This is a genomic window from Pseudaquabacterium terrae, assembly GCF_013266755.1.
GTDB lineage: Bacteria > Pseudomonadota > Gammaproteobacteria > Burkholderiales > Burkholderiaceae_C > Pseudaquabacterium > Pseudaquabacterium terrae.
In genome coordinates this window covers 16,662-36,230 of the sequence record NZ_JABRWJ010000020.1, presented here as the reverse complement: position 1 = coordinate 36,230, position 19,569 = coordinate 16,662, and the positions used below count along the sequence as shown (strand labels likewise).

Below are 19,569 nucleotides of genomic sequence, written 5' to 3'. Positions count from 1 at the left end.
CCCGCTTGCGATGGCTCGACAGTCTCCCCAAGGCACTCCCCAAGGTTGATGAAACCAAAAGCAGCGCTCTAGCCCGAGAATGGAGCGTGAGCGCGCCACCACCGCGTGCCTCAGGGAGACGATCGATGCCGGACCTCTCACGCCGCCTCGAGGCGAGGGCGCAGACGCAACGTGCCCGTTCAGTCCGATGCGCCTCGCCAGTCTCTTGCTCGCCTCGGCTGGCCTATCGTGGGGACAGGCCACCTGCCAGTTGCCGCAGACGATCAAGGAGCCGGCGGTACGGCAGCCGGACTGGCGCAATCCCGACGTCTCGACGGACTACCTGGCGCTGGTGCTGTCGTGGTCGCCGGAGCACTGCGCGCAGCAGACGAGTTCCGCCCAGCGGGCCAAGCACGCTTACCAGTGCCAGCTGAACAACTTCGAGTTTGTCGTCCATGGCCTCTGGCCGCAGAGCCAGCAGGCCCACTCGGCCCAGGATCATCCGCGGCACTGCAAGACCTCCGGACCGCTGCCGGTAGACCTCTTGAAGCGGCACTTGTGCTCTGTGCCGGGCACCGACCTCATGCAGAACGAGTGGCAGGCGCACGGCACGTGCGCGTGGGACGACGCGCCAGCCTACTTCAACACCATCGAGTCGCTCCTGGGGCAGATCAAGCGGCCGGCTTTTGCGGCTATGGCCGCTGGCGGTGCCGCCGCTGGAACGGCGTCGGTCACCAGCGGCAAGATCAAACAAGCCTTCGTCGATCAGAACCCTGGCAAGCTAGCTCGAAACAATGTGCGGGTCAGCGTCGCTTCGGGCAACCGGCTCAAGGAGATCTGGATTTGCCTCAGCTCCGGCGGCAACCCGCAGCCAATTGCCTGTCCCGCTGGTGGAACCCCGGACGGGCAACAGGTCAAGGTCAGGGCCCCGCGGCAGACCACGCCCCCGCCACCTCCGCCGGACATCGACGAGCCGCCGGACGCAGTTGACGTCGCGTGTCCGACGCGCCAAGGCAAGTTTGGCGGCTACAAGTCGGCCGCGAAGCAGGCACTGTGGTCCCTGTATCCGAACGGTGGCGAAGAGATCTACTGCCAGGCGCCGTTCGCCCCAGGTGCCGATCGCAAGACCGCCGGCGGCCTGGCGTTGAACATCGAGCATGTGCTGCCGAAGAGCAAGATCAACGTGGCTGCCGGCCAGGGCGACCTGCACAACCTGTGGCCTTCGATCCTGAAGGTCAACGAGGCACGCTCCAACTTCGCGCTCACGGACAACATTCCTGGCGAGCAGTGGACTTTCTCGAACTCCAACCGAGCTGAGCTCGCGGCGTGCGACTTCGAGGTCGAGTCCATCCAGCGGCCGGGCGGCGGCAAGGTCACGGTCGTGGAACCCGCCGAGCATGCGCGAGGCCGGCTGGCGAGATCGGTGATGCACATGGCGCTCGCCTACGGCGTGCGGCTGTCGGAGCCGGAGTGGGCGATGTACGTTGCCTGGCACGAGCAAACCGAGCCGGCTGCCGACGAGGTCCGGCGCAATGACCGGATCCAGCTGCTCCAGGGCACGAGAAACCCGTTCGTCGACTTCCCGGCGCACGGCCGGATGCTGGTGCAGAACTGCAGGCCTTGACGATGGGACAAACTGCCCGCGCACTTCACGCCGTAGCCTGGGTGACGTGGGCATCCCTTGTCCCCTTCGCGGCGCATGCACAACCGCCAGCGGTCGAGCGCTACACCGGCATGGCCGAGGCATCAGCTGCTGCGATGCTCGATGCACAACACTTCGTCGTCGCGGACGACGAGTGCAATGTCCTGCGGGTCTATCGAGCAGGCCAAGCGGCACCGGTCGGGCAGCCGGTCGACTTGCGCCAGTTCCTCGGCGCCGGAGCGAAGGCTTCGGACATCGAGGGCGCCGCTCGCGTGGGCGACGTCGTCTACTGGATCTCCTCTCACAGCCTGACCGGCAACAAGGGCAAGTTCCTCGAAGGCAGACACAGGATTTTCGCCACGAAGATCGAACCTGGCGCCGGCGCGGCGCCGACGGTTCGCCCAACCGGCGAACCCTTCAAGCGCCTGCTGCAGGAGTTGATAGCTGCGCCGGCGCTTCAAGGCCTGAAACTCGGCAAGGCGGCCAAGAAGAAGCCCGAGCAAGAGGATGGGCTCAACATCGAGGGCTTGGCAGCAACCCCTGAGGGCGGCCTCTTGATCGGATTCAGGAACCCGCTGAGCCAGGGCAAGGCGATCCTCGTTCCGCTTGCGAACCCTGCGGACGTCATCAAGGGCGCCAAGCCCGCGTTCGCCGATCCCGTCCTACTGGACCTGGGCGGCCGTGGCGTTCGCAGCATCGAGCGGGCCGCAGACCAGTATTTGATCGTTGCCGGGCCCGTGGCGGATGCCGGGGGTTTTGCGCTCTATCAATGGTCGGGCAAGCCGCTGGAGGCGCCGCGGCTACGAGCAGAGCTCGCCCCAGGATTCCATGCCGAAGCCGCGTTCAACTTCGACGGTCAGCAGCTGATGCTGCTGAGTGACGACGGAGCGAACAGCGCGGAGGTGGAATGCGGCGCTGCACCGAAGACCGGGCAGCGTTTCAGGGCGATGCGGATAAAGCTGAACTGAAGTCCCGAGATCAGCCAAGCTCGATCTCGAGGGCATCGAGCACCGGGTCGATCGGATTGGCGTAGGCGAACGAGCTGCCACGGGTTCGCCGGTGACACATTGGTTTGAGTCACGCCGCAATGACGGACTCCTCTCATTGGCGGTAGTAGTTAGCCTCGGCTTCGGCTGGCGCGATGTGGCCGATGGGCTCAAGCAGGCGGTGATGAGGTGATGATTGAACCAGTGCACCCATTGCAGCGGGGCCAGTTCGACCGCTTCGCGGGTTTCAAGTGCGCACTTCCTCATCCCCCGACGTTTGTGGATGCCGAAAGTGTGCGGCTGTCCCACGATGGGCGTCCGACCTGCGCCTGGGTCACGAAGGCCGACTGACGGCCACGCGAATTTGGGACCAGGCGGCCCCACGATGCGCCGGAAGGGTTGAAGTGCATACCGAAGCACGGATCCCGCGCCAGGCACTTCTGAAGGTCCGGGTGGCTGTGCGTTGGCGTAGGTCCACGATCAAATGCTGCGGCCTTCCAAGGGCCGACGGGTTGCATTGACCGACGCATATCACCGCTGTGTCGCGGGATTTGGAAGGTCAAGGTTGCTGCGCTGAGACAATTTCCTCGAAGCGCGACCAATGAATGATTCGTCATCGTCGACAGTAGCAGCCACTCGTCTTGTTCAGATTTCAAGAACCACTTCCTTGTAGAGTTCCCCTTCGCCAAGGTCGTGGGTGTTGTGAAGCTCTGAGTGTTCTGTTAGGTCATTGACCAAGGTCGTTCGCGGCACTTCCGTCTTTCGTGCTTCATCGCCGTGCTTCCCCGGCATGGTTGATAGGACAGTCTTCAATCGGTTCGGAGTCGCGGTTGTGCCCTTCTTCGCGAACGCACCCCACAGACTCTTGGGGGTCGCGTTCAGACTGCCGTGGTGCCCAACCTTCAACACATCGACCTCCGTCAACTGCTTCACAATCTTCGGGAAGCTCAACGCGTATCTCCAGTTCTCGATTTGTGCATCGCCCGGGAAAAGCAACTTCTTCTTTCCCACCTCGAACAACAGGATCAGGCTCGTGTTGTTCATTGCCTTGTCGAGCGAGGTCACGATCTGCAGCAACTGGCTGCCGCGCACATCCCTCACCCGCTTCGCGACCCAGCGCGTGCTCATGGGCAAACGCGTGCCGCGTATGCTTCGAGCAGCGGGAAACGGTTCGTCGGTGTCCTGCGAGGTCGCCACCTCGGTGGCCATCCGCATGCGTTGGAAGTGCCAGTACTCGTCCGGATCGCGGGAGCGCATCTTCTTGATCGAATCCGTCTGCTCGACGGTCGGCGGCCCAAGGACGTGCGTCTTGATCCCGGGCAGTACCTTGGACAGCGGGTCCGAAGCACCGTGGAACGTGTAGACATTCGGACCCATCGCGGCCAAGTTCTTCACCGCCGAGAGGTTCGATATGTTGTCTTCACCGAGAAAACCCAGGCGTGCTGCCAGCGCGGGGGCAAGCCCATGTCCCTTTGCCGACACAAGCGCCAGCGCCGATCCGGCCACGGCGTTCATGCTCCGCAGCGCTAACGCGGCGGATCGAGCCTTTGCGCTGTGAGCGACATTGGGAGCCACCGCATCCTCGGCCAGGTCCAACTGCTCCGTCCACGGTTGAACGACGACCGAAGGGGTCAAGCTAGCAATGATGTTGCCACTGGCCGTTCCCGTCTTGTTCGTCGCGAAGCCGCTGATGTGGTCGGCATGGCGGTGCGTAGCGATCACCGCGTCTAGCTTGCCCTCGCACTTGTCGGCGATGTCGTTGGCAATCTTGAGCATCCAGTCGGCCGCGGCGGTCCCCTTGCGCATGCCCATGGATCCGAAGTCAATCAGGATGTGACGGCTTGGGCCCACTGCGTAGCGGAAGCGGACCAAGAAGCAGTCGCCGAAACCGACCTGGTACGCGAAGATGTGAACCGCGACGGGCGTCTTCGTTGTCATGCGTTCACCTCCGGCTTGCTCGCGCTGTCCTGGTTCCTGGCCGCTGAAGCTCGAAGCCGATGGACTTCGGCGAAGGGGTTGACATCCGGCTCCTGTGCGCCAATGAGGCCCTGCTCCAGCAGGTACTGAATGCGCTTCTCCTGCCATGCTCCGTCGCTTAGGGGGCGCTGGATGTGGTACTTGATCCGCCCGTACGGGTCAAACACGAGCGTGCCGCCGCCATAGACGGTCAGGCGCGTCGTCGTCTCGATGCCGGCGGGCCGCTTGATTCCACAAACGGCCGTGATCTCCGCGCCGAAGATGTTGGCCTTCATCGTGTACTCGCAGACGGTCTCCTTCAAGAGGAACCCGTCCGGGCCGAACCGGACGCTCGGCCGAACCGAGATGACCTGTGTGTAGGCTTGGTCATCGACGTTGAGCAGCGCTCGGTTCTCCCACAGGAAGCGGAACACCTCCTCGCAGTCGCGGAGCATCGAGTCGAAGTTGGTCTTGTGATACTGCGTCTGGTCGTGCGCGGTGAAGGGTTTCCAACAACCATCGGACTCCGTGCGGGCCGATGGAGGATCGATCCCGTAGGAGGCAAACGTCTTCTGGATGGTTTCGCGATAGCCGTATCGGGAGTCGTCCGGGGCGACCTCCGAGTCGACGGTGAGCAACGCAGCCAGGTAGTCTCCGAACTCGAGGTCTAGCGGCGGGCAGTAGTCCAGCGCCCGGATCGCCATGGTCAGCAGTTGATCGGCTACCTTCGCCCCTTCGGCAATCACCGCATCGAGGTTGTACATGCCGGGACCGAATGTCCCGAGTTCCTTGATGCGGCGCAACCACAGCTCCAGCATGCTGCGCAGCATGGCCGCGGCGAAAACCTCGCCCCGGGAGTGAGGTTCGTTGTACGCCTCGGTCTGCAGCAACCTGCGGCTGGGCTTGATTTTCAGGGACTGCCTCAGCGCGTTTGCCCGCAACCCGTCCAGTTGCTGGCCGAACTGCTTGCCGAGGCTGAACAGGATCCCGTCGGCCAAGGCTTGGGCGCTTAGGCGGTTGCCGTCGATCAGGCGGATACCGTCGGTCGTCCGGACCGGCAGGCTGTCGGTGCCGGTCAGGGCGAGCGCAATGATCTCTTTCAGCGAAAAGACCGAGAGCAGCGCGACCACGTCCGCGAAGCCCTCATGGAAGCCGGCCTGGTCAGGGCCGGACTCGTTCATGAAGCCGGCTCGCAATCCGTCGAGGATCGCGTGCGTGGCCTCGTGTACGACGATGTCATGGGAGAGGCACGTGAACACCCGTTCGCCATCGACGCCGGTGAAGTATCCGAACACCAGTGCACGGTCCTCTCGCGAGTAGAAAGCGTTCGCATCGACAAATGCATGAGGAACGACGTGCAGCTGGTGCCCGTCGAACCCCCAGCCGATGCGGCGACCCAAGGCGTGCTCGAACCGCCCAAGCGTTCGCATCACGATCGCGTACGTGTTCTGACTGTGAAATTTCGGGTCGGCGAGCACGTCGTTCTCGAATCTGCGTCGAGCCCGCACGCCGCCGGTATTTGGGACAGCGTACGGATCGACGATCCGGCCGTCCGCATCCGTCGCGTAGTTGTGTGCCTCGTACAGGCGGTTAGTTGACGCGTTGAAATCGACGACCTTCAGGCGGTACCCCGTCGGACCGATGGACAGCGTCTCCAGCGGCACGGCGACCCGGGCAAAGACCAGTTCCCCGCCTGGGCCCCGGACCACCGGGTCCTGAGCGAGTATCGTGAACATCTGCGTGTTTCCCTTAGCGGCCATCTTCCAAGCTCCCCCTACGGCACGGTTAGTACGAACGGCTTCGACGATTGCCCTCGAGGCCCGCTATGCGTGACGACGATGCTGAGCTGGGCGCCCTTCTGCTCGGGCGCGGGCCGGTCGATCGTCATCGTGGTCGCATCGCGCTGACTCACAGTAGCTGCCTGACCATTGACCTTGACGAGGTCCGTGGCCGTGAATCCTTCCCCCTCGACCTTGATCAGAACCGGTGGCCCGCCTTCGTAGACCGCCTTGCGGATCGAAGGGGCCTTCGGCTGATCGCCGGCGCCCCGGACGGTCTCCGTCTTGAACAAGACCTGGAATACCTCTTTCAGCTTCTCGATGGCAGGGTCACTGAACAGTCCGACGAGGAACGTCGCACCCATCATGGCCACGACGTTCACTGGCAGGTTTGCGGCAATGCCACCGAACAGGCCGCCCTGGATCAACCAGAAGAAGCCTGACGCGAGGATTGCCCCGCGAAGCGGCTGTGCGAGGTACCACAGGGTCCACGTGGCGCTGAACGTGCCGAGGCCGGTAAACGCCACCAACGAGCCCAGGGCATGCAACGACGCACCGAGACACCCGCACAGGAACACGAGCACCGAAAGCAGCTCGGCATCTCTCGGCACGCGCGCCGTCTCGGCCGTGTTGCGCTTGTCATCAGACGACGCATCGCTCCCCTTGGCTCCCTCGACGGGCGCACTGTGCGAAGCTGCGCCACTCGCGGGGTCGGCGGCCTTCCTTGCGGCAGCCTTCCCGGACGAGTTTTCGCCTTCTGGTTCTCCCGTCGCCCGAGTCGCGCCGATGCCATCGAAGACCCCGGCAGCACGCAGGCCATCGCCTCGCAACAAGTTTGCGACGTTGCCCAGCGACCAGAGGCAGACGACCACGAGCAGGAAAAACAGCAACCCTGGTAATCCGCGCGGCGACACTCCATTCATGCCCGCCCTCCCCGGCGTTCATTCACCATTTCATGCGATCAGCTCCGGCGCGTACTTCGCGAGTCTCGACGTCACGAGCGCGCCGCCGTGACGCGTGAGCACGTCCATCTCCTGACCTCGCAGCGCCTTCAGGTTCGTGCCGATCGACGAGGCGAACACGGCGTCTCCCGGCCGCTCCTCGCCGATCTCGCTGTCGATCGAGAACCACAGGGGCTTCGGTCCCTTGCCAGCAAGGTGGCGGTGCTGGACGCGGTCGAACTCGAGACCGCGGATCTGCTCCATCATGATGTCCAGCGCGGCGACCAGGACGACAGAGCCCTTGCCCGTCGGCTCGGACTGATTGGCGAACGGCTTTCCGCCGTCGCTGATGATGAGGTAGTCCAGCGGGTTGCGATCGGTGCGCAACGCCGGGTTCACGCCCATGTTGTCGTAGATGCCGCCGTCGGTCAGCGTCACGTAGTCGATGGGCGCGGCGTGGGGGTAGAGTTCAGGGCCAAGCTTGAGCGGGGCAAACACGGGCGGGAAGGCCGAAGATGCGGCAACGGCCCGACTGATCGCGATGCCGTCAGCGGCACAGACTCCCATCTCATGGTCACCCATCTCTGTCGGCTTGCTTCCGCCGGCGACGAAGAAGAACATGTTGCCCGTCGCCAGGTTCGTGGCGTTCAGGTAGATACGCGGCCCTGCGCTGAGCGCCGCAAGCGCCTGACCGCCGAACAAGTCGCGATCGTAGGAGTGCGCGAGCTTGTCGAGCCGGGACTCGAAAGGATCGAGGATGCCTCCGATAGCCGAGGCAACTGCGATGGACGTCGTGCGAAGGTAGGTATCCAACTGCTGAAGCGCCTGGCCATCGCTCCAGTGCAGCGCTAGCGTTGCCCCGGCGATGCTGCCGCCGCTCACGCATGACAGCAGGTCGATCTTGTCCAGGAGCCTGAGCCTGTGCAAAGCCTGCATCACGCCTAGATGGAACGCGGCCGCCCGAAAGCCTCCGCCCGACAGCGCCAGACCGATTCGGTGCGAGCTCCCACTCACTTCGACTGCCATGGCTGCTCCCTCGATCGTTGGTCGATCCTCAGCAAGGCGGCTCACCACATCTTGCGGGCCCCCGAGCCAGTGCCCGCCGCGCCTTGCTCCGTGAGCGACGCAGCCTAACGAGTAAGGCATGCAGAGTCAATGCGGTACCACTAGTGCCTTTGGCTTGGGTTCGGCGCAGGTGTTGATCATGCGGTCTCCGTCGTTCATCTTCACTCGGTGAACCCGACGCGTTGCTTGCTTCAATCGACACAGCCATTCCGTCGCGAACGTCGACATGGCGGGGGTAGGGCAGGGGTAGGGCGCACGGGGGGCATGACGGTACAGCCGCTGAACAGGCCAACGACTGCCGGTGCTACCGCGACATGAAGACGACTGGGTGCCTGGATCGGCCAAGTGTGCATGTGACACATAAATCCGCCGTGCACGGGGAGCAACCGCCACAGTGCCCAGGGGAATTCTCCAGGGCGACGAGGCCCGGTGCAGCGCGGCCGGACCGGCGTCCAGGCGTCTCCACAAAACTGATGATTGCGGCTGCAGAGGAATGGCGACCGCCGGGCACTTCGACCGGCGAAGTTGCTAATCCGTTGATCCCATGCAATAGTGCATGCTTCAACTCGCGTCGGTCCGGTCCTAGACTTCAATTCGACATGGATTGGCGACAAGGCGGAGCGGGAAGTTTCGAGGAGCGCGGCGTGAATAGTGAGCCGATTGCGATCCGACGCGTGAGCGTCGAATTCCTACGCCCGGGTCCCTCGCACAATCAATTGCTCTCGCCATACACGCAATACCTCGCGGTGTGTAATGACGCCGGTGCGGCCGTCGTCACGGTGCCGTACGAGCAGCGCGTGTTCGAACGGCGCTTGAAGGAACTGCGGTACGAAACGGGTGACGAGCGGGATCGGCTCGACATGCTCCACGAGATCGGCCGCGACATGGGCAGGATCCTCGAGTCGGTGCCCGGATTCACCGGGGCCGTGTCCGCGGAGCCAGGGCGTACGAACACCCTCGTGCACCTGCGCCTCACCTTGTCGGCCGCGGAGCTTGCCCTGCTGCCGTTCGAGCTCGCAGAAGTGCCGGTCGGTTCCACGGCGTCCGCGGTGTCGGTCCAGACGCGTCCGCCGGTCGCGGTCACCCGCCACATTCGCACGGTACCCTCCGACGGTTTCGCGTGGCCCGAGCGTCCGCGCATTCTGTTCGTGGCTTCCGACCGGGACGACGTGCCTTTCGAAGCGCATCGCGCCGCACTCGTCACAGCTATCACGCCATTTCTCTACCCTCCGAAGTCCGACCGCGGTAGGACAGCGCGCACCGATGGCGGCGAGCAATTCGGCGATCACCTCACGATTCTGGTCGGCCCGACCGTTGCACAGGTGCGGCACGAGTGCGAAGCCCAGCGTTTCACCCACATTCACGTGCTGACCCATGGCGATGTGGATGACTTCTCGAGCGAATCATACGGCGTCGTTCTGCGGGGCGAGGACGGTTCGCCGGAGGTCGTCCCTGGTGGACGCTTCGTCAGTGCCATCACCCCGCTGGGACGTCTTCCGACCGTCGTGACGATAGCAAGTTGCGACAGCGGCAATGTCGGGTCGGTAGTGGCGCCGGGCGCGAGCTTCGCCCATGCCCTCCATCAGGCCGGCATTCCGCTGGTCATCGGATCCCAATTTCCGCTCAGCAAGCCGGGCTCGGTGCCGCTCACGGCACGACTCTATGAAGGACTTCTGTGGGGCGAGCATCCGCTGCATGTACTGCAGCAGGCGCGCGGCGAACTCCATGCCCGCTTCGGTACGCAGTGGCACGACTGGGCCAGTATCGTCGTGTACGAATCCCTGCCGCCGAACCTCGACCTTCAGATCGAGGCCCTGCGCTATTCGCAGGCCAGGCTGGCAATGAACGCGGCGCTCGAGGGGATCGATCTGGCCGCTGCCTCAGGAGCACACGCATCGAACGGACTGGTCGAGCCGCTCAAGGCGGTGTCGATCGCCATCGAGCGGCTGCCGGGCAACGGACAATTCGCGGTCGAGTGCTTGGGTCTGCGCGCGAGCAGCCGAAAGCGCATGGCGCAGGCTGCGTTCGCGATCGCGAGCCAACGCGGGTCCGCGGCCGGTGTTCCCTTCGAGCGCGAGCATGTGCTCCTCGATCAGGCGCGCACCTACTACGCGCAGGCCGTGCGCGGCTTGCTCGTCAACGACGTGCAGGCGGTACAGCGCAAGGCGACCTTGCACTGGGTGCTGGTTCAGTTGGTCTCGCTTGCCGAGGTGCTCGGACGTGAGCTTCGTCCCGGCGAGTGGGAGGCGGCTTGGCTAGCGGCTGAGCACTACCTAGACCATCGCGATCCAGAGGAACGCGCATGGGCGCATGCCAGCTTGGCCGAATTGCGGCTCATTCGCCTTGCCGACCCGGGCCTGACGGAAGAGCAGTTGGGCAAGTTCGCCGATGAAGCGCTCGCGCACGCCAAGGAACTCGACTCCGCCTACCCGCGCATCGACGCCTTTCCGGTGAAATCGACCCGGCGGCAGTTTGAGCGTTATGCGTCCTGGTGGGGCACGGCGGCCTTTCGCGAGGCCATGCCGCCGGGCGCTCAAGACAGGCGCGACACGTGGAGTCGTCGCAACGGGCTGGTCGAGACGGCGCAGCGGCTCATCGACATCCTGGCCCGTCACGGCCCTCGGGAGGTAGGCGGCGGTACGCCGCCCCCGCCCCCGCCCCCGGCACCCCCGCCTGCGGGGCCGGCTCCGCCGTCGACATATGGCGGGGGACCGGTAGCGGGCGCCACCGGCGGTGCCGCGTCGGCGTCGGCGTCAACAAGCGGGACGAAGCCCAGGCTTTTCGCCACGCTCGGCGAGCGGCGCGACGGGCCGGCGTTCCATATTGAAGCCCTGCCCGCCGGCCACGGCGATTGCATCTGGATCGAGTATGGCGATCGCCCGCCGTGGCATCGGGTCCTGATCGACTGCGGAACGCAAGGGTCCTCGAAGTCCCTCCTGACGCGAATTGACGCGCTACCGCCGCATGAGCGGGTGCTCGACTTGTTCGTGCTCTCGCACATCGATGCTGATCACATCGGCGGGGCCGTGCCGATGCTGAGGGCCGTCAGGCGTGGCCTGCGCCTGGGGGACCTGTGGTTCAACGGCTGGCGCCACGTGGCGGGGCAACTCGGCGCCCGCCAGGCGGAGATGTTCACCACCGCGATCATGGACCTCGAGTTGCCGTGGAACCGCTGGCACGACGGCGCCGCCATCGTGACCGGCGACGACACGTTGCTCGATCACATCTTGCCGGGGGGTATGAAGCTGACCGTCCTGTCGCCCACGCGTGCAAGCCTCGCCAAGCTCGGCCCAGTGTGGAAACGCGAGCTCAAGCGCCAGGGGTTGGAGCCGGGCGGGCGCGTTGACTACAGCCGCCTACTGAAGGCAACGGGCAGCACGATTGCCGATGCGGCCACGCTGCAGGACGTCGACAAGTTGGCCGACGTCAAGTTCACCGGTGATGCCGGCGCTCCGAACGGCAGCAGCATCGCGCTGCTGGCGGAGTTCGGCGGCAAGAGCGTGCTGCTCGCGGCCGACGCCCACGCGCCGGTCCTAGTTTCCTCAATTCAGACGCTGCTGGACCAACGCGGTGTGTCGCGCCTGAAACTCGACCTATTCAAGGTTTCTCACCACGGCAGCCAGAACAACGTGAGCCGCGAGTTGATGGAATTGCTCGACTGCTCGCGCTACCTGATCTCCACGAATGGAGACCACTTCTGTCATCCCGACCGGCAGGCGATCGCGCGGCTCCTAAAGTACGGTGGCGATCGGAAGGAACTATATTTCAACTACAACAACCGGCTGACCGAGGTGTGGGGCAGCGCAGCGCTGACGGCGGTCCGCGAGCGGTACGACTGTGTCACTCACTATCCCGAGACGGACCAGCCTGGCATCGGCGTCCCACTGCTCTAATGTGACCGGAGATCGATCTCTGGTGCGGCTGTTGACACCGCGCCGCTCAGCACGCATCGTTGTGATCCCAGCCGCGCGTCGGCAACACTGATGATCGCGGGCCCGCCAGTACGAGCGATCGGTCAAACGGATCGAATCCAAGAATCCACATCGAACATTAGTTTCCATCAATGGGGCCGCAGCGCCGATTCGTCGCTTCTCGCGCGGGCATTGACGTCTCGCTGCACTAATGCGGTCAAAGAAATCAATCTATCAATCGGGGACAGACAAACTATGCCCATCTGCTTGGCAAGTTCGACAATGCATGCAACACCGCATGACGTCCCGGGCAAAGAGTTGCGTAGGCGATGAATGCGTCTGACAGGCAAGGTACCACCTGAGCGAAACACCAACCGATGCCCGATGGAAGTAAGCCGCGCTTCGATGACTCCACGAACCGCCTCAAGCGTGGCACAAGCACGCTGGCGTTCCCCCTTGATATGGCTTGCGAGGGCGATCACATTGCCAGCAAAGTTGCTGTTCGGCTTCGATGCTTTTGTGTCGTACGCGCGCGAAGACGGATCCGCATATGCAGAAACGCTTAGTAACTCACTAGGAGCGGTCGCTTCGGTCCGGATTGATATGCAGGAGACGCGACCGAACGCAACCCTCCCATTGTCGTTGCGGTTCGCAATCGCGTTTAGCAAGGTGCTGGTCATCATCGTCACACCGAAGGCCGCATCCTCTCGGCACGTGGCAGAGGAAGTCATCGTCTTTGAAAGGTGGAGTCGAGGCCCCATCCTTCCAATCGAACTTGGTCAACCAGTCGAAGGCTCCGCTTGGTGGCCCCATATCGCTGGTGTGGCGCGCACGAAAGAGATTGATAGCTCGGAGCGCAAAGACCTTGAACCTTCGGCGGGCATCGTCGCGCGGATCCGCAATAGCATTGGCTTCTGGAATCTGAGCCGCCGACAGCGCTTCGCCTCTTCGTGCTTCGCGCTGGTTCTTCTAGTCCTGGGACTTCTTGTCTACCGTGCCAACGCTCAACGACGCGAGAGCATTGAAGCCGCGAGCACCGCAGCCGGGGCTGCGTCTGCTGCGCGGGCTGAGGCGCTCTTGCAGCAGGAGGCCGCCAGTTCCGCGGCGCGGGAAGCCAAAGAGCAAAGCGAAAGGGCAGAACGCAGTCGGCAGGTGGCGGCAAGATTGACGATTGAGTCGTATCGGGCGAAGGCTGCAACGGCGAGGGCAGTCAAGGACCTCAGCGATGCGGAACAGCTACGTGACTCTGCAATCGTGCAGCACTTGGCGGCGGAGTCCTCAAGTAGGAAAGCCATGCCGGCACTTTCGGCGCTCTTGGCAATCGAGTCGCTTAAACGCGCGGCGACCCTGCGAAGCCGTTTGCCTTCGCTTCCGGCGGACATGCGCGGCAGCGCGTTTGCGACACTCCAAGAAGTTGCTCCACTGCTCAGACAGCGGCTTGGTCACTTTGACTTCCACAATGCGGGCGTGCTGGGAGTTTCCTTCCACGGGAATGAGCCGATCGGTGCAACCGTAGCGGCTGGTCTGTCTATCGTAAACCTCAGAAGCAGACAACTGATGGCGGAGCCAATGCCCGGTCGTGTCAGCGACTCCGTAGCCTTCGCGCCTCAGGGCCTGGTTGCAGTAGCACGCAATGAAGTTTGGATTTCCAGGATTGGTGATCACTCGCAGCCGACGTCCCTCGGGCCGGCCGCTGGCTACGTTGACTATCTGGAATTTAGCCAGGACGGAACGCATTTGCTGGTGTCATCGATTGTGCCGGAAGGCTTTTCTCATCGCACCGAATTGAATGTTTGGAAACTTCTCGATTCCTCTCAGAGGCATGAGAAGCTGCCTGTGCGGCCTGCCACCGAGCGGATCCGCGCCGCGGCCATTAATCGGGACGGATCGGCAGTGATAATCGCGACCGATCGCGAGGTGCGCATTGTTGACACCAGAACAAGGCAGGTGACACAAACAATCGCTGTTTCATCGGTTCCCGTTCGAGTGGCGTTTTCCCCAGATGGGAGGCGTGTTGGCATTGCAGGCGAGGACCAAATTGTTCGAATTAGGTCTGTCTCGGGAGCTACTGATGCGGAGCGTGTCAGTGAGGTCACCTTCAGAAGTCTGGCACGCGTGCGCTCGCTAAAGTTCAGTCCGGATAACCGGCTCGTGTTCATTGGCAGCGAAGAGCCCGGGGCGGAAACCGGCATTGCGCAGGTTTGGGAGGTTCGCAGCGGCACGGAGACAGCACGGCTTGCAGTCGACGGCCCCGTCATCGACGGCGTGTTCAACGAGGCTGGTAGCCAGCTCCTAGTAGGCAACCGCCGCGGATCCGCGGACCTCTGGTCGCTTCAGGTGCCATATGTCAGAGCGGGTCTGTCAGGGACCCTCGAAGGACTCGCGTTCAGCGCGGATGGAAAACGGGTGGCGGCCAGCACTTCCCGAGAGGTCCAAGCCTGGAGCACTGTCGACGCGACTAGACTCGAATCGGCGAGCTTCTCTGGTCGGATCTCCGCGGTGGGATTCAATGTGCGCGGTAAGCTTCTGGCCGAAAGCGAAGGCGCGATCTACGAAGTAGAGGGGGGCAGCTCTCGCAAGATCGCGGATCTCGATCCTGATTGCCGTGTCTCCCAGGCAACAAGATTCGACGCAGCAGGTCGATTCATTGCTTGCGGATACCAGAACCCAATTGTCTACGACATTGACAAGGCCGAAATTCGGTTACGGACGGCAGCTATCGGTCACCTAACAGGTGTTGCGTTTGATAGGAACGGGGACAACGTCCTGATCGCCGGGACAAGCGCTACAGAAGTATGGAGTTTGCGGACCAATAGACTCCTCGCTTCGCTCCCTGGTGCAAACTTCGTGGCATTGTCGCCGGACGGCGGCACGGCTAGCCTCGGAAGAGGTAGTGGCGTTGCCGAACTGTGGTCTGTGAAGGACGCCCTACAAGTTGCAACTTTGGATCACATACTTCCGGTCTTGACGATGGCGTTCTCCAACGACGGGGCGCAACTAATTGCCGGCTCTATGGACTCCAACATTCGGATCTGGGATTTGAAGTCAAGAAAGGAGCTGCAGATCTTTCGCTATTTGGGGCGAGGTCAATTGAAGCTGGTGCTGAGCCCTGATGGGCGACTGCTAGGAATCGGAAACGGCCCAGAGCTTCAGGTGGCTCCTTGGAATGTCACCGAACTTATTCGAGCCGCCTGCGGACAGCTTCAGGGACAGGACGCGCTTAGTCCGCTTCAGAGAGCACTTCACAAAGGAGCATCGCCGACTCCCGCGAGCAGCGTTTGCTCAAGTTAGCCGATGAACCAGGGCGGACTCGCGGAAGATCTTCTCGGGCGGCTTGGCCGGGCTGCGCACCAGCCGGGTCAAGCGCCAGGTGATCGAGTGGTTCACTCGCCAGATGCGCGAGAAGCAGGGCCTGGACGTGCTGCTGCGGCCCTTGCGCCTGCGCGTGCCGCGCCCGGGCTCGGATGCCAGCGCCAACCTGGTCCGCGAGTCACTGACGCGCGAACTGGCCCTCGTGCTGGGGCAACGCGAGAAGCTCGTCGAGAAGCCGCCGGAACTGTACGGGGCGCGCGATGTTGAGCGGGCGAAGCTGAATCGCCGCATCGACGACATCCGCCGCGAACTGCAGGTCGTGGCCGCCGAGCACGAGACCCTGCTCGGCACCTCGTCGGCCATCGTCATCGAGTAGGCACAGGACACCGGACTGCTGCTGGAAGGCACTGACTCGACGCCGGCGCTGCCGCCCGCTGCGGGCACGTAGCGGGGTACTCACGGTCTCAGACAACCTTGCGGTCGTTCAGGCGTGCACCGGATCCGTTCACCACCGGCAGCTCTGGATTCAGCTGAAATCGCCGGTGGCCAAGACGGCGGAAGGAGGGCCGATGGCCGCCGACCGTGACAGAAATCGTGCGTGCCAGATCGAACGACTGCTGCCCATGGACTCGACGGGTCACTGCCGACCCAAAGCAGACATCCAACTGCAGGCGAAGCGGGTGTTAGCAACGACAGACACGGAAGCCGATGTGGCGGTCGGAGAAGTTCGGGCCGCGGCCGTCGCGGGTAGCTCCTCGTAGGTTCCAAAGGCCATTCCCCCACGAGCCGCCGCGGATTACGCGGGAAGTGTCTCCATTCGTGTGATCGCGGGAAGGCTTCGTCGGCTCGTCGAGACACCATTCCCAGACATTGCCCGAGAGGTCGTGCAAGCCTTCGGCGCTAGTGTGAGGGTAAATGCCAACCGCCGTCGTTCGTCCCACTTGCGGGTAATGGCCGCTGTTTGCCCATCGGGAATCGAAGCCATTGCCCCAGGGGTACTTGCGTCCGTCGTCGCCCGCCGCAGCGCGCTCCCATTGCCGCTCTGTTGGCAAACTCACGACGCAACCAAGAGCGTGACTCAACCAGTTGCAGAACGCCATCGCTTCGAACCAACTCACCGTCTCGCGCGGCGCATTCGAGTCACTCCAGGCGGAGGCCTGCGGGCGCGTCTTGCTCATGGCAAGCGCATGCCACCATCGAGCGTCCGTGTAGCCACCAGCGTCGACGAAGGCCTTGAACTGACCGTTCGTCACCGGATACCGGGCGATCTCATACGGGAGTAGCGCACGGTGCTTCTTACCCTGATACACGAAGGACCCGTCAGAAATTTGTACCCACGCGATGTCCGGTACCCCGTCAGATCGAAGACCCACACCAGGACGACGGTCGAGCCCAAATGCAGCCAGGGTGCGCCCAATCACAGCACGGCTTACAGGGTCGGGTTCGAGCGTCTCCTCGACAAGCCGTGCTGACAACCGACTTGATATGGACTCGGCGAGCCCTTCGGAGAATGCCGGTGCGCCGACCCGTTTCCACGCCTGGAATGCCACCTCAGGCTGGGCATCGGCGAGCCAGCTCAACAAGGTGAATAGCGTGACGGTGTCGCCGACACAGGACTCAGCGGCGATCTCGGCCACCACCTCCCAGCCCGTGCGACGTTGCCACGTCGTGCCAGCCCAAAAGTCGGTCGCCGGTCGATCGCCAGTTTCGCAAGCCCGCCGTAGCGCACGGGCGGCGAGCGCCTCCTGCAGCAACTGGTGGGTAAACCGCAATTCGTCACCGCTACGCTGAAGTACGCTGGCGTCAATGCTGAAGGCCAGCATCGCAGACGTCATAGAAGCTGGCCAACGGCCGCGGGGCAGCGAGGTTCCGGCACCTTCGTCACGATCGTCGACCGGCCGAGCCCGCTGCAGCGCTTCCGCCAACTCAACGAGCGCCGCCTGCCAACTGGCCTCGCTAGGCACGCTGGCACCGTCGTGACGTGCTTCGCGAGCATTCATTTCACGAAGGTGCAACACCTTGAGGAATCCGTCAAATAGCTCTGCCCTGTTGCGCGCAGGACCCGGTAGCAGCGCGATCACGGTCAGAAGGTACGGATTTGAGGCCAGCCGTAGTAGGCTGCGTTTGCGCATTCCATTCCAAGTCTCGTCCAGCACCATCGACATCTTGAATTTGAACTGCCAAGCATCCTCACTCTCTGCCCAACCTTCGCTCCAAAATTGGTCCCAGCTGGCGCCCGCGTTTCGCCACTTCAGCCATACGTTGCGAACTTCTTCGCCGCCTGCCAACGCCCAGAAGCGACGCTCGGCTTCCCTTTCACCTTCGTCGTCGCCCCGGTCCAGCCTGTAGACTCGTCGAAGGAAGCGAAGTACCTGCGCCGGCCTTAGTGGCTGCAGCGTGACACGGTCGAAGGGTAGGTTGAACTCCTCCCGAAAGTCACGCTCGCGGCAACTTACCAGCACGGCCGCAAAACGATCGTCCTCGGCCATAAGGCGTAACTCGGCGGCCTTGTCGTGGCGTTGGCCAGGCGGAATCTCGTTGAGGCCGTCAAGCATCAGGACGACGCGGTGCTCGGCGAGGAGAGTCTCGAAGTCAGGGCCTAGGGCATCACCTAGCTGCCGCTCGATTAGGGCTCCCAACGGTTCGGCGGCTCGTGTCCAAAGGCCCAACTGCACCAGTACGGGAAGTGGTGCCGCCCCATCGTCAATTGCGAGGCGTGCGTGGTCGACTGCAATGCGCTGAAGTGAGAACGACTTACCGGCGCCAGGTTCACCGAGCACCACCAGACGACGGATCGGCCGAGTCGATAGCGCGCGGTATGCGTCGAGTACGTCAGCATGCCTCACCGGCGCGTCATCGACTTGCGGTACGTCGCGATACCCAAAGGCTTCGAGTACCGATGTGACGTCGATCCTCAGGCCCGTGCGCAGCCCTTTGTGCGACCGTTCGAGCGTGGGCCCCCGGCGCACTTCACCCGCCACCGGTTCGTATCGCTCCTCATGCGCAGATAAATCCCCACTTACGAATGCGTTGAGGTACGCGAGTTCACGTTTGCGCCGCGCAGGATCGGGAGGGGATTGCGTCGGCTCGACAGACGTTGGCCGAAGCTTGAACGCCAGTAGCGCATGGACCACTGACTGCCAGTCGACAGGCTCGCGCAATTCGATCGGCTGGCGTTCAATCGCGTAAAGCGGCATTTCCACGTCTGCAACCCGACAGGCCAGCAACGGGAGTCCGAGTTGGTCTGCGCGCAGCATTTCTCGCTCTTGCCACCGGCAGCCTCCACTCTCCTGGCCGATCACGCAGACAACGACGTGAGCACGCCGCAGCCCGTCTTCGATACTAGCCAGCCAGTTCGACGCTCCGGGCTGGATGCTGTATTCGTCGTGCCAAACGATGGCACCTCGCGCGCGCAATTCCGCGTGCAGCTTGTCGGCCCAGGTGTGCGCGGCTCCACCGCGCGGGTAGCTGACGAAGATACGCAAGCTCGCGAGTGCCGCTGGCTGGACTTCTTTGATCAAGCTTCGGTCCTCTTCGTGCGACGATTCCAGTGTCGCAGAATTACGATTCTCGCAGAACTCAGGAATGCGCGAGGTGGCGGCGCAGAGCGTCAACAGGCGCTCCCCAGGGCCCGTCGAGTGACGGCGAAGAGGCAGACACCCGACCGTCTCCTTCTGGCCGCCCAGCGCCGCTCGCGGCGGCGGGTACCGGCGTCCGCAACTTGGGTGACGGGTTTCAGTCGAGGTAGCGCCACCGGCTGTTGTGCGACCGTCCCGGTCGCCCTGCAGGAAGCAGACGTTCAAAGGTGCCTCCGAGTCGGCGCAAAGGCGCAAAGCGAACACTCGACGCTGAACCTGGGAGCCTGATTGTGATCACCAGCATTTCACGCCAGCGGAGGCTCCCGGAGATACCCGAGCTCGTTCACTTCGCAACGCTTCCGGCTCAAGCTTACCGGCCACCGGCGACGGACCGTCTGGGATGACGGCAAAGTTCTCGATG

10 protein-coding genes and 1 pseudogene are annotated in these 19,569 nt (G+C 63.3%); 5 read left to right on the top strand and 6 right to left on the bottom strand.

Going from position 1 to position 19,569, the window contains the following annotated elements; genetic code table 11:
* The first annotated feature begins 250 nt into the window (after positions 1-250).
* Together HLB44_RS35130 and HLB44_RS35125 are read left to right on the top strand one after the other, a co-directional pair.
* On the top strand, positions 251-1,603 hold the full coding sequence (locus tag HLB44_RS35130) for a ribonuclease T2 family protein (RefSeq protein ID WP_173135073.1): 1,353 nt from the start codon (positions 251-253) through the stop codon (positions 1,601-1,603).
* Between the two features lie 2 nt (positions 1,604-1,605).
* The gene (locus tag HLB44_RS35125; RefSeq protein WP_173135070.1) at positions 1,606-2,589 is read left to right on the top strand and encodes a DUF3616 domain-containing protein; all 984 of its coding nucleotides are present in this window, start codon (positions 1,606-1,608) and stop codon (positions 2,587-2,589) included.
* Positions 2,590-2,722: 133 nt separating this feature from the next.
* Here HLB44_RS35125 and HLB44_RS37660 read toward each other — a convergent pair.
* From HLB44_RS37660 to HLB44_RS35105, 5 genes and pseudogenes are all read right to left on the bottom strand, one after another.
* Positions 2,723-2,856 (bottom strand): annotated as a pseudogene (locus HLB44_RS37660) (IS3 family transposase); the annotation flags it as partial.
* A 396-nt stretch (positions 2,857-3,252) separates the two neighbouring features.
* Positions 3,253-4,545, bottom strand: coding sequence for an MBL fold metallo-hydrolase (locus HLB44_RS35120; RefSeq protein ID WP_173135067.1), 1,293 nt, complete (start codon positions 4,543-4,545; stop codon positions 3,253-3,255).
* Entirely contained in the window at positions 4,542-6,299 is a 1,758-nt protein-coding gene (locus HLB44_RS35115; RefSeq protein WP_217283938.1) for a gluzincin family metallopeptidase, read from the bottom strand. The genes HLB44_RS35120 and HLB44_RS35115 overlap by 4 nt, the downstream gene beginning before the upstream one ends.
* 38 nt (positions 6,300-6,337) lie before the next feature.
* A complete protein-coding gene (locus HLB44_RS35110) occupies positions 6,338-7,231 on the bottom strand; it encodes a patatin-like phospholipase family protein (protein ID WP_173135061.1) in 894 nt (297 codons plus the stop codon).
* 63 nt (positions 7,232-7,294) lie between these two features.
* Positions 7,295-8,308, bottom strand: coding sequence for a patatin-like phospholipase family protein (locus HLB44_RS35105; RefSeq protein WP_173135059.1), 1,014 nt, complete (start codon positions 8,306-8,308; stop codon positions 7,295-7,297).
* A 713-nt stretch (positions 8,309-9,021) separates the two neighbouring features.
* Between HLB44_RS35105 and HLB44_RS35100 the strand changes: the two genes are divergently transcribed.
* The 3 genes from HLB44_RS35100 (at position 9,022) to HLB44_RS35090 (ending at position 15,946) form a co-directional block, all read left to right on the top strand.
* Positions 9,022-12,240: a CHAT domain-containing protein gene (locus HLB44_RS35100; protein ID WP_173135056.1), complete on the top strand. Its 3,219-nt coding sequence runs from the start codon at positions 9,022-9,024 to the stop codon at positions 12,238-12,240.
* A 351-nt stretch (positions 12,241-12,591) separates the two neighbouring features.
* The gene (locus HLB44_RS35095) at positions 12,592-15,549 is read left to right on the top strand and encodes a TIR domain-containing protein (protein ID WP_343051764.1); all 2,958 of its coding nucleotides are present in this window, start codon (positions 12,592-12,594) and stop codon (positions 15,547-15,549) included.
* A gap of 43 nt (positions 15,550-15,592) precedes the next feature.
* A complete protein-coding gene (locus tag HLB44_RS35090; RefSeq protein WP_173135052.1) occupies positions 15,593-15,946 on the top strand; it encodes a hypothetical protein in 354 nt (117 codons plus the stop codon).
* A 307-nt stretch (positions 15,947-16,253) separates the two neighbouring features.
* Here the strand turns inward: HLB44_RS35090 and HLB44_RS35085 are convergent, their stop codons facing one another.
* The gene (locus tag HLB44_RS35085) at positions 16,254-19,184 is read right to left on the bottom strand and encodes an SUMF1/EgtB/PvdO family nonheme iron enzyme (RefSeq protein WP_173135050.1); all 2,931 of its coding nucleotides are present in this window, start codon (positions 19,182-19,184) and stop codon (positions 16,254-16,256) included.
* Positions 19,185-19,569: the final 385 nt, after the last annotated feature.